This window comes from Polaribacter sp. YIW18 (genome assembly GCF_057219325.1).
In genome coordinates, this window is the sequence record NZ_JBXVVE010000006.1 from 55,013 (window position 1) to 71,616 (window position 16,604).

General features: G+C 30.2%; 10 protein-coding genes and 1 riboswitch. Of the genes, 3 read left to right on the forward strand and 7 right to left on the reverse strand.

Annotation, left to right across the window (positions count from 1 at the left end; all coding sequences use genetic code 11):
- Positions 1 to 76: 76 nt before the first annotated feature.
- Positions 77 to 3,478 (reverse strand): bifunctional aspartate kinase/homoserine dehydrogenase I, encoded by a 3,402-nt coding sequence (gene thrA, locus AC2D6T_RS07830; RefSeq protein ID WP_484681102.1) that lies wholly within the window; start codon positions 3,476 to 3,478, stop codon positions 77 to 79.
- Between the two features lie 58 nt (positions 3,479 to 3,536).
- The gene (locus AC2D6T_RS07835) at positions 3,537 to 4,811 is read right to left on the reverse strand and encodes an O-acetylhomoserine aminocarboxypropyltransferase/cysteine synthase family protein (RefSeq protein WP_438989271.1); all 1,275 of its coding nucleotides are present in this window, start codon (positions 4,809 to 4,811) and stop codon (positions 3,537 to 3,539) included.
- 195 nt (positions 4,812 to 5,006) lie between these two features.
- Positions 5,007 to 5,131: riboswitch (SAM riboswitch) on the reverse strand.
- A gap of 372 nt (positions 5,132 to 5,503) precedes the next feature.
- On the opposite strand from AC2D6T_RS07835, the gene metK reads away from it, so the two are divergent.
- Positions 5,504 to 6,760 carry a methionine adenosyltransferase gene (metK, locus tag AC2D6T_RS07840; protein WP_438989272.1) on the forward strand — a complete coding sequence of 419 codons (1,257 nt, stop codon included), beginning with the start codon at positions 5,504 to 5,506 and terminating at the stop codon, positions 6,758 to 6,760.
- 158 nt (positions 6,761 to 6,918) lie between these two features.
- Entirely contained in the window at positions 6,919 to 9,408 is a 2,490-nt protein-coding gene (locus tag AC2D6T_RS07845) for a zinc-dependent metalloprotease (protein ID WP_484681103.1), read from the forward strand.
- 168 nt (positions 9,409 to 9,576) lie between these two features.
- Here AC2D6T_RS07845 and AC2D6T_RS07850 read toward each other — a convergent pair whose 3' ends face one another.
- Positions 9,577 to 11,232, reverse strand: a complete 1,656-nt coding sequence (locus AC2D6T_RS07850) for a mechanosensitive ion channel family protein (protein WP_438989718.1) — start codon at positions 11,230 to 11,232, stop codon at positions 9,577 to 9,579.
- Positions 11,233 to 11,394: 162 nt separating this feature from the next.
- On the opposite strand from AC2D6T_RS07850, the gene AC2D6T_RS07855 reads away from it, so the two are divergent.
- Positions 11,395 to 11,856, forward strand: a complete 462-nt coding sequence (locus AC2D6T_RS07855) for a Spy/CpxP family protein refolding chaperone (protein ID WP_484681104.1) — start codon at positions 11,395 to 11,397, stop codon at positions 11,854 to 11,856.
- 257 nt (positions 11,857 to 12,113) lie between these two features.
- Here the strand turns inward: AC2D6T_RS07855 and AC2D6T_RS07860 are convergent, their stop codons facing one another.
- The 4 genes from AC2D6T_RS07860 to AC2D6T_RS07875 all read right to left on the reverse strand — a co-directional run bounded on the left by AC2D6T_RS07860 (position 12,114) and on the right by AC2D6T_RS07875 (position 16,560).
- Positions 12,114 to 12,629 carry a gamma carbonic anhydrase family protein gene (locus AC2D6T_RS07860; protein ID WP_484681105.1) on the reverse strand — a complete coding sequence of 172 codons (516 nt, stop codon included), beginning with the start codon at positions 12,627 to 12,629 and terminating at the stop codon, positions 12,114 to 12,116.
- 198 nt (positions 12,630 to 12,827) lie between these two features.
- Positions 12,828 to 13,676 (reverse strand): glucosaminidase domain-containing protein, encoded by an 849-nt coding sequence (locus tag AC2D6T_RS07865; protein WP_484681106.1) that lies wholly within the window; start codon positions 13,674 to 13,676, stop codon positions 12,828 to 12,830.
- Entirely contained in the window at positions 13,673 to 14,632 is a 960-nt protein-coding gene (locus tag AC2D6T_RS07870; protein WP_484681107.1) for a 1-aminocyclopropane-1-carboxylate deaminase/D-cysteine desulfhydrase, read from the reverse strand. Before AC2D6T_RS07870 ends, AC2D6T_RS07865 begins: the two co-directional genes overlap by 4 nt.
- Before the next feature lie 122 nt (positions 14,633 to 14,754).
- Positions 14,755 to 16,560, reverse strand: coding sequence for a GNAT family N-acyltransferase (locus tag AC2D6T_RS07875; RefSeq protein WP_298947192.1), 1,806 nt, complete (start codon positions 16,558 to 16,560; stop codon positions 14,755 to 14,757).
- Positions 16,561 to 16,604: the final 44 nt, after the last annotated feature.

The following is a 16,604-nucleotide window of genomic DNA, read 5'->3' on the forward strand; positions in this document are numbered from 1 at the left end:
TTGTTCGTTATTGGTTGTTAGTTGTTGGTTGTTGGATTTTGGTGCTAACTAACCACGAAAAACCATCAATAAAAAACTAATTATTATGTTTTGCCAATCTTAAAATATCACCAAAAACGCCTCTTGCTGTTACTTTATTTCCTGCTCCTGCTCCTTGTATTACAATTGGTTGCTCTCCATAAGATTCTGTATAAATCTCGAAGATTGCGTCTGAACCTTTTAAAGAGCCTAAAGGTGAATTTTTAGAAACAGAAACCAATTTTACATCTAAGTTTCCTGTTTCTTTTGATAAATCTCCACTTAACTCTCCAATGTAACGTAAAACGTAGTTTTCTTGTTGATTTTCTTTTAGCTGTTGATATTCTTCGTTCATCAATTCTAAATTAGATAAAAAATAATCAACCGTACCTTCTCTTAAATTTTCTGGAATTAAATTGTTAATATTCACATCCTCAAACTCATTTTCTAATTCTAATTCTCTCGCTAAAATTAATAATTTTCTAGCTACATCATTACCCCCTAAATCTTCTCTTGGGTCTGGTTCTGTAAAACCAGCTTCGATTGCGTCTTTTAAAACTTTTGAAAAAGAAACATCTTGTTCAGAAAAGGTATTGAATAAATAGCTTAAACTTCCAGAAAAAACTCCTCTAATTTTTGTGATATTTTCTCCAGATTCATGTAATAAACGAATGGTATCAATTAAAGGTAAACCTGCACCAACATTGGTTTCGTATAGATATTGTTTTTTATATTCTTTTAATTTAGAACGTATTTCTTTGTAAAAATCAAAAGACAGTGTATTGGCAATTTTGTTACAAGAAACCAAATCGAAACCGGCTTCTATTAACGGAATATAATTTTCTACAAATGAAACACTTGCCGTATTATCTACCGCAATTAAATTTTCAAAATGATGTGTTTTTACAAACTCTATAATATCATTTACATTAGTTGTATCTTCGCCTTTTTCTTCTAAATCTTGTTCCCAATTTTTGGTAACACCATTTTTTTCTAGCAATATTTTTTTAGAATTTGCCACTGCAAAAACATTTAATTGAATTTTTCTACGCTCTAAAACAGAAGGTGCATTTTCTATAATTTGATGTATTAGAGTACCACCAACTAAACCTTTCCCAAAAATGGCAATATTTACTTTTTTTGCGACTCCAAAAACTTGTCCATGAATTACGTTTACTGCTTTGTGCAATTCGGTTTTTTTAACTACCAAACTCACATTTTTACCGGTAACTGTATTATTGAATAATACAGGAGTGATTTGGTTTTTAATTAAGGCATTGTATGGTAAATGAAACTCACTTAAATCTTGCCCAATTATAGAAATTACTGCAACATCGTCAACAATAGAAATCTGGTTTACATCTTGCGCATAAAAATCGTTTTCAAATTCTCTTTCCAGTGCTAAAACAGCTTCATTTGCTCGATTTCCGTCAATTATTAAACCAATTCCTCTTTCTGAAGAACCTTGAGAAATGATGCTTACACTTATATTTTTTTCGCTTAAAGCTTTAAAAATACGTGCATCTACACCTACTTTACCTAACAAACCTCTTCCTTCGAAATTTAACAAAGAAACATTGTTAATTGTAGAGATAGAATTGATTCCTTTTTCGGAGGATTCTGCAGTAATTAAGGTGCCTTTATCTTCTTTTTGAAAAGTGTTTAAAATACGTAGATTGATATTTTTTTCTAATAACGGAATAATGGTTTTTGCATGTAAAATAGTTGCTCCAAAATTTGCCAATTCATTGGCTTCTGAGAAAGATAATTTTTCTATTTTTTTAGCATCAGCCACTAAATCAGGATTTGCAGTAAAAATTCCACTTACATGCGTGTAGTTTTGTAACTCATCTGCATCTAAATAATTGGCAATTAAAGCAGCAGTATAATTGCTGCCATTTCTTCCTAAAGTTGTGGTTTCTCCTTTTTCATTAGATGCAATAAAACCTGAAAGAATGTGTACAGGTTTAGTATTTTCGTTAAAATATGCAATTATATTTTCTGAAGATAAGGCATGAATAGGTTGTGCATTACCAAAGTTTTCATCGGTAATAATTAAATTTCTGGTATCTGCAAATTTTGCTACAACACCCTTTTCTTCAAGTAAACTAGCAACTAATTTTGTTGATAATAATTCGCCTTGTGCTAAAACTTCATCTTTAATTTTATTACTATAATCTCCTAATAAAGAAACACCCTCGAAAATAGTTTCTAAGGTTTTAAATTCTTTACTAAAATCTACTTTTTTACTTGGTTCTTGTTGATAAGCTTTTAAAGCATCTAAAGTTGTTTTATACGCTTCTTTTTTAGCCGCTTTTTCTAAAATAGCCTCCAAATCGTTGGTTGTAGTTCCTCTAGCAGAAACAACTACCGTAAACTTTTCGCCTTTTTTATGTTTGTCTAAAATAATTTCTATGGTGTTTTGCAATCCTTTTCCGTTGGCTAAAGATTTGCCACCAAACTTTATTACTTTCATCTTTTTTGCACTATAATCTTTATTGAATATAGGTTCTATTATTTTCTGTAGTTGATCATATTCGATTAAAAATGCATCATGACCATGTACAGAATTTATTTCGTTATAGGTAACATTTTCTTTTGTTAATGCTAACTTTTTATGGGTTTCTCTGTTTTCTTCGGCTGTAAAAAATAAATCTGAATCTACACCTATAATGTGAATATTTGCTTCAACTTTATCTAAAAGACTGCTGTTTTTTTCTTCATTTTGAGTAACATCAATACTTTTTAGCAATTGATTCATCAACTTATAAGAAGATAATTGGTAACGTTCTTGCAACTTTTTGCCATGATGCAACAACCAACTCTCCACATTAAAAATATCTGAATTTTCTTTTTTAGTTCGATGAAAACGCTCTTTAAAAGATTCTGGTGTTCTGTAACACAACATCGCATGCATTCTTGCATCGTGCACAGGGTTACTAGAATTTACCAAAAATTGCTCTTGTATTTGACAATTGGCAATTAACCAATCTGTAGATTTCCAGTCTGTGGCAATGGGTAAAAAATGTTGCGTTAATTTATTATTTAAAGCAACCATTTCCCAAGCAATTCCACCACCTAAAGAACCACCAATTAATGCAAATAATTTATTTATTTTAAGTTTTTTTAATCCTTCAATAAAAATTCTAGCAACATCTCTGGCTATAAAATCTTTATAATTTTCAATTAAAAAACCATCGAAACCATTTCCAGGAATATTGAAAGATAAAATACTGTAAACCTCTGTATTTATGGCTTTTTCTTTTCCTACAATATCAATCCACCAACCATTTTTGCCAGCAACATCACTGTTTCCTGTTAATGCATGATTGATTAAAACCACCGGTGCTGTACCTAAATCTTGACCAAAAATTTGGTAACTTAAATTCAACTCAGGAATTTTAGTCCCCAATTCTGTGGTAAAATTTTTAATTTTGATATGTTGTAATGGATATTCCAAATTTAAAGTATAAAATTTCACAGGTTTTAAAAACCTGTGAAATTCGTTTTTTTTCTAATTATATTTCTGAAAAAGCGGCTTTTAAATCTGCTTTTAAATCTTCTAAATCCTCAATACCAACAGACAATCTAATTAAATCTTGAGACACACCTGCACTTTCTTGAGCTGCCTCATCTAATTGTTGATGTGTTGTACTTGCTGGATGAATAATTAACGATTTTGTATCGCCAATATTTGCCAATAAAGAGAATATTTTAGTTTTATCTGCAATTGTTTTTGCAGCTTCAAAACCTTTTTTTGGTCCAAAAGTTACAATTCCACTTTGCCCTTTTGGTAAGTATTTTTTAGCTAAGGCATTGTATTTATTACTCTCTAAACCAGGATAGTTTACCCAAGCAACTTCCTCTTGTTGTTCTAACCATTTTGCCAATTCTAGTGCATTTTCTGAATGTTTTTGAATTCTAACAGGCAATGTTTCCAAACCTTGAATAATATTAAATGCATTTGTTGGACTTAAAGCTCCACCAAAATCACGTAAACCTTCTAAAATTAATTTAAAAGTATAAGATGCTGCTCCTAAAACATCATGATATTTTAATCCATGATATCCTGCAGATGGTTCTGTAAACTCAGGGAATTTACCATTAGCCCAGTTAAAAGTTCCAGCATCTATAATTGCGCCTCCTAAAGATGTTCCTTGACCACCAATATATTTTGTAAGTGAATGAATTACGATATTTGCACCGTGTTTGATTGGGTTTAATAAAGCTGGTGTTGCTACTGTATTATCAACTATAAAAGGAACTTCTGCTTTTTTTGCTTGTATAGAAATTGCTTCTAGATCTAATACATCTAATTTAGGATTTCCTAAAGATTCTACAAAAAAGGCTCTTGTATTATCTTGAACAGCAGTTTCAAAACTTTCAGGGTTTGAAGCATCTACAAAAGTAGTTGTAATACCAAATCTTGGTAATGTAACGCTTAAAAGATTGTAAGTTCCACCATATAAACTACTAGAAGCCACAATATGATCTCCAGCTTTTAACAAGGTTAGCAAACCAGTTGAAATGGCCGCTGTACCAGAAGCAAAAACTACAGCTCCAATACCACCTTCTACAGCCGCTAAACGATCTTGCAAAATTTGATTGGTTGGGTTGTTTAACCTTGTGTAAATAAACCCTAATTCTTGTAGCGAAAAAAGATTTGCTGCATGTTCTGAATTGTTAAAAACATACGATGATGTTTGGTAAATTGGCACTGCTCTTGTACCTCCATTGGCTGCTACATCATGTCCTGCGTGCAACGCATTGGTTGCTAATTTTTGTGTACTCATTTTTCTATTTTTTTTGAGTTAATTTAAATTCCTGTCTGTTCAGGAACAGTTTTTAAAAGAAACACAATTTTTAAATTGTGAATCAATTTCTGATTAAACCAAAAGTCAAATGCATCAGATTCTTTTTTTTGCTGATGTACTTACTAGAAAAATGTTATTAAGAATTATTCAATTACACGAACGTGCAATTGTTTTGGGTTATCTATCTAATTTCTGATAAATGAATCTGAAACTAAGTAGAATTTAGCACCTTCTTTTCCTCTTGAAAAGGGTTGCTAAGGCTTCAAAGGGTCTAATCCCTCCACCTTTCTTGATAACATTTCAATAAGTTATTGAACTTTGTGAATGCAAATATATGTTTAGAAAAATTTAATATCCAAATTAAAAAGTAGTTTTTTTAATTTTAATACAGATTCTTTAATTAAAAGCTCAAAAAATTCATCATTCTTTAAAAAGAAAAGTATAAAGAGCCTAATATTGTTTAATTAATGATACTATCAAAAAAAATTATTGTAAAATTATGTTCAATTATATTTTTATAATGTAGCTTTGCACCAAACTTAGAGGAAAAATTTGAACTGATTGCAACCTCATTAAAAAAATGCTAAAGCAGTAAATCCCTACTTCTTTTAGCGACCTTGCAATCAAAATTTATTTTTCATTTAAATTATTTTAAATAAAAAAACAATATTATGTCATATTTATTTACCTCAGAAAGTGTTTCTGAAGGACACCCAGATAAAGTTGCAGATCAAATTTCTGATGCATTAATAGATAATTTTTTAGCTTTTGATAAAAGTAGTAAAGTTGCTTGCGAAACCATGGTTACAACAGGACAAGTTGTTTTGGCTGGTGAAGTCAAATCTAAAACTTATTTAGATGTTCAACAAATTGCTAGAGACGTAATTAATAAAATTGGTTATACCAAGGGAGAATATATGTTTGATGGAAATTCGTGTGGGGTTTTATCTGCCATACACGAACAATCTCCAGATATTAACCAAGGTGTAGATAGATCTAGCCCAGAAGAACAAGGTGCAGGAGACCAAGGTATGATGTTTGGTTATGCAACAGATGAGACAGAAAATTACATGCCTTTGGCGTTAGAATTATCTCATAGATTACTTAAAGAATTGGCTGCTTTAAGAAGAGAAAATAATGATATTACTTATTTAAGACCAGACGCAAAAAGCCAAGTAACTATTGAGTATTCTGATGACAATAAACCTCAAAGAATAGACGCTATTGTTATTTCTACACAACATGATGATTTTGATAAATCTGATGATGTCATGTTAGCAAAAATCAAAAAAGATATCGTAGAAATTTTAATTCCGAGAGTGGTTGCAAAACTACCAAATCACATTCAAAAATTATTTACAGATAATATTACCTACCATATAAACCCAACTGGTGTTTTTGTAATTGGAGGGCCTCATGGAGACACTGGTTTAACAGGAAGAAAAATTATTGTTGATACTTATGGTGGTAAAGGTGCACATGGTGGAGGTGCTTTTTCTGGAAAAGACCCAAGTAAAGTGGATAGGTCTGGAGCATACGCAACAAGACATATTGCTAAAAACTTAGTTGCAGCAGGTCTTTGTAAAGAGGTTTTAGTACAAGTTTCTTATGCTATTGGAGTAGCAAAACCAACAAGTATTAATGTAGAAACTTACGGAACATCGAACGTAGATTTAACTGATGGAGAAATTAGTAAAAAAGTAGCAGGTATTTTTGATATGCGTCCTTATTTTATAGAACAACGTTTAAAATTAAGAACACCTATTTACTCAGAAACTGCAGCTTATGGACACATGGGAAGAACTCCTGAAATTAAAACAGTTACGTTTACAAATCCAATGGGAGAAACTGTTTCTGAAGAAGTAGAAACCTTTACCTGGGAAAAATTAGATTATGTAGAAAAGATTAAACAAACATTTAATCTTTAAAAAATAAAACCTTTATTTAAAGCCTTTAGAGTTCATTCTAAAGGCTTTTTTTGTGTTGAATTTTAACAAAAAAAAGCAAATCTCTTTAACAAAAATTTAAGAATGCATCCTAATCAGTTTACCTAACTTCGGGTATACTAATTTAAATCAAATTTATAATGACCAAAAAAGTCCTAATCAAACTTCTTTTAGTTGCTTTTGTATTCGGTTTTTCAACAGAAACTGCTGCTCAATTCTGGAAGAAAAAGAAAAAAGAAGCCCCAAAAACAGCTGCTAAACCTAAGCCTAAAAAAGGAGACATTCAACCTTACAGTAAAGTTGTAACTAAAAAGCATAAAACAGACGAGGGTCTGTTTAAAGTACATACCAAAGACGATAATTATTTATTCGAAATACCAGATTCTCTTTTAAGAAGAGAAATGTTAATGGTTACAAGAATAGCTAAAACTGCAAGTAATATTGGTTTTGGTGGTGGTAAAACCAACACACAAGTTTTACGCTGGGAGAAAAAAAATAAAAATATCTTATTAAGAGTCGTATCTCATGATGTAGTTGCTGATACAATTTTACCAGTGCATGAAGCGGTAGTAAACTCTAATTTAGAACCTATTTTATTTTCTTTTCCAATTAAAGCTTTTAGTAAAGATTCTACTGCAACAGTAATAGATGCGACGTCTTTATTTTCTACAGACGTAAAACCTTTAGGCTTTCCTTCTTTTTACAGAAAAAGATACCAAGCTACAAGAATGGATAAAACACGTTCTTACATAGAAAGAGTAAGTAGCTATCCAAGAAATATAGAAGTAAGACATGTAAAAACATATCTTGCAAACAAAGCCCCATCTAATAGTGCTGTAGGGTCTATAACTTTAGAAATGAGTAATTCTATGGTTTTATTACCAAAAGTACCAATGAAACGAAGATATTTTGATGAGCGAGTTGGTTGGTTTGCAAGAGGACAAACTGATTATGGCTTAGAAGCTCAAAAAAGTAAAACAGTTACTTATTTAGACAGATATCGTTTAGAAGTTAAAGAGGAAGATATTGAGAAGTTTAAAAGAGGAGAACTTGTAGAGCCAAAAAAACAAATTGTATATTATGTAGATAGAGCAACACCAGAAGAGTGGGTTCCTTACATTATACAAGGTGTAAACGATTGGCAAGTTGCTTTTGAAGCTGCAGGTTTTAAAAATGCAATTGTTGGTAAAAGAGCACCAACTAAAGAAGAAGATCCAGAATATAGTCCAGAAGATGTACGTTATTCTGTAATTAGATATTTAGCTTCTCCTATACCAAACGCAAACGGACCTCACGTAAGTGATCCCCGTTCTGGAGAAATTTTAGAGTCTGATATAAACTGGTACCATAATGTAATGACATTATTACACAACTGGTTCTTTATACAAACTGCAGCCATTAACCCAGATGCACGTGGAAATGAATTTAAAACAGAAGTTATGGGACGTTTAATACGATTTGTATCTTCTCATGAATTAGGACATACTTTAGGATTGCCTCATAATATGGGGAGTTCTGTTGCTTATCCTGTAGATTCTTTACGCTCTGCAACATTTACAAAAAAATATGGAACAGCACCCTCTATTATGGATTATGCACGTTTTAATTATATAGCGCAACCTGATGATGAAGATGTAGCTTTAATGCCTAATATTGGCGTGTATGATAAGTATGCAATTGCTTGGGGATATAGACCTATTTTAAATAAAACTGCTAAAGAAGAAAAACCAATTTTAGATGCTTGGATTTTAAAACATGCTGGAGACCCAATGTACAGATTTGGTCACCAACAAGCTGGTGGTGTTGTAGACCCTAGCTCTCAAACGGAAGATTTAGGAGATGACGCAATGAAAGCTTCTATGTATGGTATTAAAAATTTAAAAAGAATTTTACCTAGATTGGAAGAATGGACTTCCGAAAAAGGAAAAAATTATGATGAGTTATCTACCATGTATGGCCAATTATTAAGTCAGTTTAATAGATATATGGGGCATGTTTCTGCAAACATTGGTGGTGTTTATGAATATTACAAGACATCTGACCAAGAAGGAGCTGTATATACACATGTAGATAAAGCAAAACAGAGAGAAGCTTTACAATTTGTAATTAATGAGTTATTTAAAACTCCTACCTGGATGTTAGACGAAAATATTTTTAGCAAAACAGAATTTTCTGGCTCTATAGAAAGAGTTAGAGGTTTACAAGCGAGAACCCTAAATAACATTTTAGATGCTGGTAGAATGGCTAGAATGATTGAAAACGAAACTTTAAATGGATCTTCAAAAGCTTACACATTAGTTACCATGATGAATGATTTACGCAAAGGTGTTTGGAATGAAGTTTACTCTGGACGCTCTATAGATACTTATAGAAGAAATTTACAAAGAGCTCATTTAGATAGATTAAACTACTTATTAAACGAAGCTAAAAACCAAAGAGGTACAAACCGTGGTTACTTTAAGCAAAGTGGAATTACCATCAACCAATCTGATGTTAAATCTGTTTTAAGAGGAGAATTAAAACGCTTGCAAAAGGATGTTAAAAGGGCCATGAATAGTGGTAACACTTTAAGACGTTACCATTTACAAGATGTAGTAGACAGAATTGATATGATTCTAGAACCTAAATAAAAATCACCATTTTTTTACACAAAACCTCATCTATAATGATGAGGTTTTTTTTTAAAAAAATGAACTATCTACTATATAAAAAAAATCTTATATATCTAGATTATATAGACTATAGTAATTGACACTATCCTAAAAACTGTGTAAGTTTAAAAATTCAGAGTTAAATTTTTAAATTCTATTTTCTTCATTTTCAGCCGCTACAATTTCTTGATTAAATTCTTCTAAAACTTTTGATATTGCTTCATTAATTCTTGTAGACTCTGTATCATATTTTGGGTTGATGGCTTTTTTTTCTGGAAAATTTTCTATTGTAACAGTAGTCGATGGAAATGCAAAATCTACACCCAGTGCTTTTGCTAATTTTATAATTGCAATATGTAATCTATGCTTAGAAGATTGCTCTACACCCCAGGCCAAACTTTTAAAATATACATTTACCATTACTAATAATGCAGAATCACCAAAACCTGTAAACTCTACATTGTAAGAATCTGAACGTGTTTCTGGATGTGCTATTATAATTTCTCTAACACCTTTTACAAAAGCTTCTATTAATTCTGGTGGTGTATCATAACGCAAACCTAAATTTGTATTATAACGTCTAAACAATCGTAAACCTTTGTTATTAATAACAATTTCAGACAATTTACTATTGGGTATTTGGTATACAGAAGTATCTGCAGCGCGCACTCTTGTAGATCTAAAACCAACTTTTTCTACGGTACCTACAACTTCACTTGCTTCAATCCAATCTCCTATATGAAAGGGTTTGTCTAAAAAAATCATAATGGTACCTATTAGATTTTTTACAGTGTCTTGAGATGCTAAAGCGAATGCCAACCCTCCTATGGTTGCTCCTGCTAACATTGTGGTTGTATTTACACCAAAAAGTGTTAGCAACCTAAAAACACCAATTAAAATAACTAAACCTGTAAAAAAGTTATTTACGATAGGGGCTAATTGATCATCTAACTTATTATGTGTAGTTTCTGTGTATTCGCTGTAAATTTTCATAATTACTTTTACAAGCTTTAAGAAAACATAAATCCAAAAAACAGTTGCAGCTATATTAAGGGCTAAGAATACCCAGGTATTAATTTCTAAACTGAATTGTAAGGACGGAAATATTTTATCTACAAAAGCAGTTGTAATTAACAAACTAATTGGATGTGCTAATTTTTTTAAAACTGTATTTACCTCAAAAGAAGTGTTTTTCTGAATGACCGATTTTATTTTTTGCAGTACAAAAAAAGCAATTCTTTTTGCTACTAAAAACAAAATATAAGCCAAAACGAAAAGTAAAACTAAGGCAATAAACTGCCATATCTCTATCCCAAAAAACTTTTTATGTCCAGAAACTGGAATGATTTCTTGTATTTGTTGTACATACCAAGGAAAAACCTCTTTGTAAATATCGTCTATTTTTGCAATAGTTTCTGATGAATAATACCATTTATCGTCAACTTTTTCTACATAAATTTGTGGCATTCTTTGAGGAAATAAAACATATTTATAATAAGAAGAGTAGCCAATACTATCTTTGTAGTTAGGATTTGTAGGCACTCTATCTAAATCTACATACAACCCCTTGCCATCTAAAACTTGTTTTATTTTTATGGCCTTTTTTTCTGCTTTACTTTCAGATAACCCATAAATAGTTTTTGCCGCTTTTTTGGGTTGAAAAGAATCTGATTGTAGGAAATATAAATGCGTATAAATAATTGCATGTGGGCTACTTAAGTCTACTTTTACAGAGTCTTTATCTTGTACTTGAGCAAATACAAATAATGGAAAAATCAAGATAATATAGATGATATTTTTCATGTAAATAATTTAATTATTTATAAATAGAATTACAAATTTAATCTATTTGTTTTTTTTAAAGGCCTAAGAAGTATAAATATTAATAAATAGGTATCTATAATTAAACCTTTTTAAAGTTACTAGGTCCTAACAACATAAAACATTAATTAAAATTTAAAAAACATGAAAAAATTAGCAACAATTTTAGCATTTGTATTTGCTTTTACATTTACAACACAAGCACAAAAACAGAAAAAAAGAAGTCATAAAAGACCACAGCTTACCATTGAACAACATACTAATTTAGCAATTAAAAAAATGACCCTAGACTTAGATTTATCTGAAAACCAAAAGAACAAAATTAAGCCTTTAATTGCAGCTAAAATGACAGAGAGAAAAGCTTTTATGGAAAAAAGAAAAGAAGCTAGAAAAGAACGTAAAAAACCCACTGCAGACGAAGTTTATACTTTAAAGAGTAAAATGTTAGACAATCAAATTGCGATGAGAAATAGCATGAAAGAAATTTTAAATAAAGAGCAGTTTGAAAAGTTTGAGAAAATGCAGAAAGCAAGAAAAATACGGACAAAAAAAATGAAAATGAAAAAAATGCAAGAAAAAAGAGGTAAAAAAATGAGAAGAAAATAATTATACAATATCGTATTTATTTGAAATATAATACCCGGTTTCTAGATAGGGGTCGGGTTTTATTTTGAGAGTTATTTTCTGCGTTAAGGATAGAAATGGCATCCTTTTTTTTCTAGACTAGAAACAATATTTCAATTAAAAAAAACACTAAGTTTAAATAGAAAAGTGCTAAAAAAAATCAGTACAAAAAAAAGATAGAATGGATAGCCTGTTAAAACGCCCAAATAAAGATGAACTTATAAAAAAATAAAAGATTGTTAATCTTTAAACCAACTTGAATATTTTACATAATTGTTAGCAATTCTATCAATTTCGCCAGAGATTAATTCTTGAGAAATGTCTTTTACTTTTTTTGCAGGTATACCAGCGTAAATACTTCCACTTTCTATATGTGTATTCTTTGTAACTACAGCACCTGCTGCAATTATTGAGTTTGATTCTACAATACAATCGTCCATAATAATGCTACCCATACCAATCAAAACATTGTCTTTAATGGTGCAACCGTGTACAATTGCATTGTGACCAATTGAAACATTATTACCAATAATTGTGGGCGATTTTTGATATGTGGCATGAATTACAGCTCCATCTTGTATATTTACTTTGTTACCAATTTTTATAAAATGAACATCTCCTCTAATAACAGCATTAAACCAAACACTACATTCTTTGCCTATAGAAACCTCACCAACAATAGTGGCATTTTCTGCTATGTAACAATCTTTAAATATTTGTGGATGTTTACCTTTTACAGGTTTTATAATGGGCATAATTTTAGTTTTTTGGTGTTGGTTTTACAGGCATACAAATTTTGAAATTTTTACCTCAAATATCAATAGAATATATGACAAACTGATTGCCACTTGTATCAAATAATTCTTAAAGTAAGACATTAAATTAAAAGATAAAAAAAAATCTCGACACAATTTTTCTTTCCTTAAAATGACTCGAACTAAAAGACTAGAAACTTATTTTATTAATAATTTCTGTCCAATAGAAATGGTATTACCATCTAAATTATTGATTTCTTTAAGCAATTCTATAGTAATATTATTTTTTGCTGCAATTGCATATAGGGTATCTCCTTTTTGCACAATATAATAGTTTTTAGCTGTTTTTTGTATCACAATAGCCTGCTCTATTTCGTTGTTTTTATTCAGTTTTTTAACTTCCTTTTTAAATTTAGATTTTTTGAATTTATCAAACTCGTACAATTTATACTCTTTTATGATTTGAATCAATTTTACAGGATATTTTCTATCTGTAGCATAACCTGCCTTTCTTAATCCATAAGCCCATTTTTTGTAGTTTTTTATAGGGTAATCAAACAAAAAAGCATAACGTTTTCTTTGGGTTAAAAACAAAGAATGATCATTATAAGAGGTTTCTGGATATACGTATTTTCTAAAACATTCGCCTTTTTCATCATCATCATGATACACTCGTTCTCCTTTCCATTGTGTATGGCATTTAATACCAAAATGATTGTTAGATTTTAAAGCCAACTCACTTCTACCTCTACCAGATTCTAAAATACCTTGTGCCAAAGTTATGCTTGCTGGTATTTTATATTCGTGCATTTCTTGTACAGCAATAGGTGCATATTTTTTAATATAAGCAAGGGTTTGTTTATTTAATCGAGGATTTTTTTTAGCTAATTTTTTAGTAAATTCAACTTGATTTACAGAAGGTAATTCTTTAGGTTTTGGCTCTGCAATAACCACCCCTGTATTTTTTTTATGTATCACCTTTTTATTAGAACCACAACTTGCTAAAATCAATAATAATAGGAAACTGAAAAGTATTTTTAACTTCATAAATAATTAATTAGCGCTTTATTTTTTTGTTTTAATTTTTGATTGAAACCTGTAATACCCTGCAACCCTCCAGTATGAATTGCTAAAATTTTACTATTTTCTGGAAAATAATTTTTATGAACTAAATTTAAAATACCAAATAGCATTTTAGCTGTATAAATTGGGTCTAACTGAATTTTAGTTTGATCTGTAAAATTGTTTATAAAACGAATGAGCTCGTCATTATATTTTGCATAACCCCCAAAATGATAATTTTTTACGATAGTCCAATTATTGTTTTTGATGGTATATTTTTTTATTTCTTCGGCAAAAAAATCACCTTTTAAAGCAGGAAAACCTATTACCTTTTGATGCTTTTCTAAAGAATTAATAACACCAGAAATTGTACCACTTGTGCCAACTGCACAACAAATATAATCGAAATTATGATCTAATTTTGTTAAAATTTCTTGGCAACCTTTTACGGCCAAACAATTAGTACCTCCTTCTGGAATTAGATAAAAATCACCCAATTTATTTTTTAATTTTTCTACGAAACCAAGGCTATTTTTTTGTCGGTAATTTTCTCTAGAAACAAAATGGAATTTCATTCCGTTTTTATGGGCTTCTTGTAAAGTAGCATTATTAACTAGCGTTTCTTTTAAATTTTTAGCTAACTCATCTCCCCTAATAACACCAATGGTTTTAAAACCCGCCAACTTACCAGCAACAGCAGTTGCAACAATATGATTAGAAAAAGCTCCACCAAATGTAAGTAAGGTATTTTTTTTAAGTTTTTTAGCTTCTGTTAAATTGTACTTTAGTTTTCTAAACTTATTACCTGAAACAAAAGGATGGATTACGTCTTCTCTTTTTATGTAAAGTGTTACTTTTTTTTCTTCTAAAATAGGTAGATGAACGTGTTGATTTTCAGCAATAAAATCTTGAAAAAAAAAGGAATTGAGTTCTTTATGCATTTAAACACAAAAATAATAGTTATTTTTTTTAAACTATTAAAAAAACTTGTCATTGTCAATTTAAAAACAAATTTAATTCAAATTAAATCAAGATGTTTAAGGGGCTTATTTTTGAAAAAAATCTATTTATTCTGTAATTCAGTAGCTTTACGCTCTAACTCTGCTTGAAATTCTTCCATCACAGGTTTTACTGTACTTTCTGGTATGTCTGCTACTTTTATATACATTAAACCATCTACAGCATTGTTAAACTTTGGGTCTACATTAAAAGCTACCAAACGGGCATTTTGTTTTACATATTTCTTTAATAAAACTGGAATTCTTAATGCTCCTGGTTCAATTTCGTCTATAATTTTATCAAACTTTTGCATGTCTGCTTTAGTAGCATCAAATACAAAGTCTTTATCACCATCTTTTAGTTTTACCTTGTATTCTTTTTTGGCATAAATATATTGGGCAATGTATGGGTCGTAATAATGAGATTTCATAAACTCAATCATTAACGATTTAGAAAAATCTGAAAATTGATTGCTAATAGAAACACCACCCATTAAATATTTATATTCTGGATAACGTAAAGTAACATGTACAATTCCTTTCCACAATAAAAATAGTGGCATGGGTTTTTGTTGATATTCACTTACAATAAAAGCACGTCCCATCTCTATGGTATTGCTCATCATTTGGTGTAATTCTGGTTCTATTTTAAACAAGGTTTGCACGTAAAACCCATTGATACCATACTTTTTAAAAATATCTTTACCAAGTCCCATTCTATAAGCTCCTACCAAACAACTAGCTTCTCTATCCCATAAAAAAAGGTGGGAGTAATATTTATCGTACTTATCTAAATCTAAAGATTTATTGGTGCCCTCACCTACTTCTCTAAACGTGATTTCTCTTAACCTACCAATTTCATGCAATAGATTTGGTATTTCTTTAGCGCCCGCAAAAAACACTTCGTAGTTTTTACTTTCTAATAATCTACTATTCTTAGCTCTTAAAATATTTACTTCGTTAATAAATGAATCTACATTTTTTTGAGCAGCAATTTTTTTTGCTGGCTTTTTAATTTTTATATTTTGAGTAGAAATTAGTTTGTGAGCTTTTTCAAAAGGATTTGCCAACATATAGGTTTTCTTTCTTATAAACTCACAAAAAGACGGAATGTCTTTAAAATCACTTTGGTCTTTTACAGAAATTGGTTTTCCTATTCTAACTCTTACAACTCTACCTCCTTGAGAAATCACTTCTGATGGTAATTTAGCTGTTCTTAACGTATCTGAAATTTTAGATAAAAAGTAAAAAAGTTTACTATTTTGGGCATGAAAATATATAGGAATAACAGGTACTTCTGCCTTTTTTATCAATTTAACTGCACCTTCTTCCCAAGGCTTATCTACTTTTAATTTACCATCTTTATAGGTAGACACCTCTCCTGCAGGAAAAATTCCCAAAGGTTTTCCTTCTCTTAAATGTGATAAAGCACTTTTAATTCCTGCTACACTAGATTTTACGTCCTTTCTGGTTTCAAAAGGATTTACGGGCATTACATAAGGCTTTAATGGCGCTATTCTATGTAGTAAAAAGTTGGCAATTATTTTATAATCAGCTCTTTTTTCTATCAATAACTTTAATAGTAAAACGCCATCTATCCCCCCTAAAGGATGATTAGAAATTGTAATAAAAGGACCTTCTTTTGGTATTCTTTTAAGATCATCTTCTGGAACTTCAAACTTTATATTACAATCGTCTAAAACACCGTTTAAAAAATCTAGTTCAGATTTATTTTTATTCTTATCGTAAATTTTATTAATGGTAGATATACGAAGTATTCTTAATAAAATCCATCCTACAAAAGTACCTAGAAATCTAAATTTCTGAATACCAATTACTTGTGCAATTTCTTTAGAGGTTACTAATGCCATAAAATACTATTAGAGCTTCATACAAACATACTAAAAAAATGAAA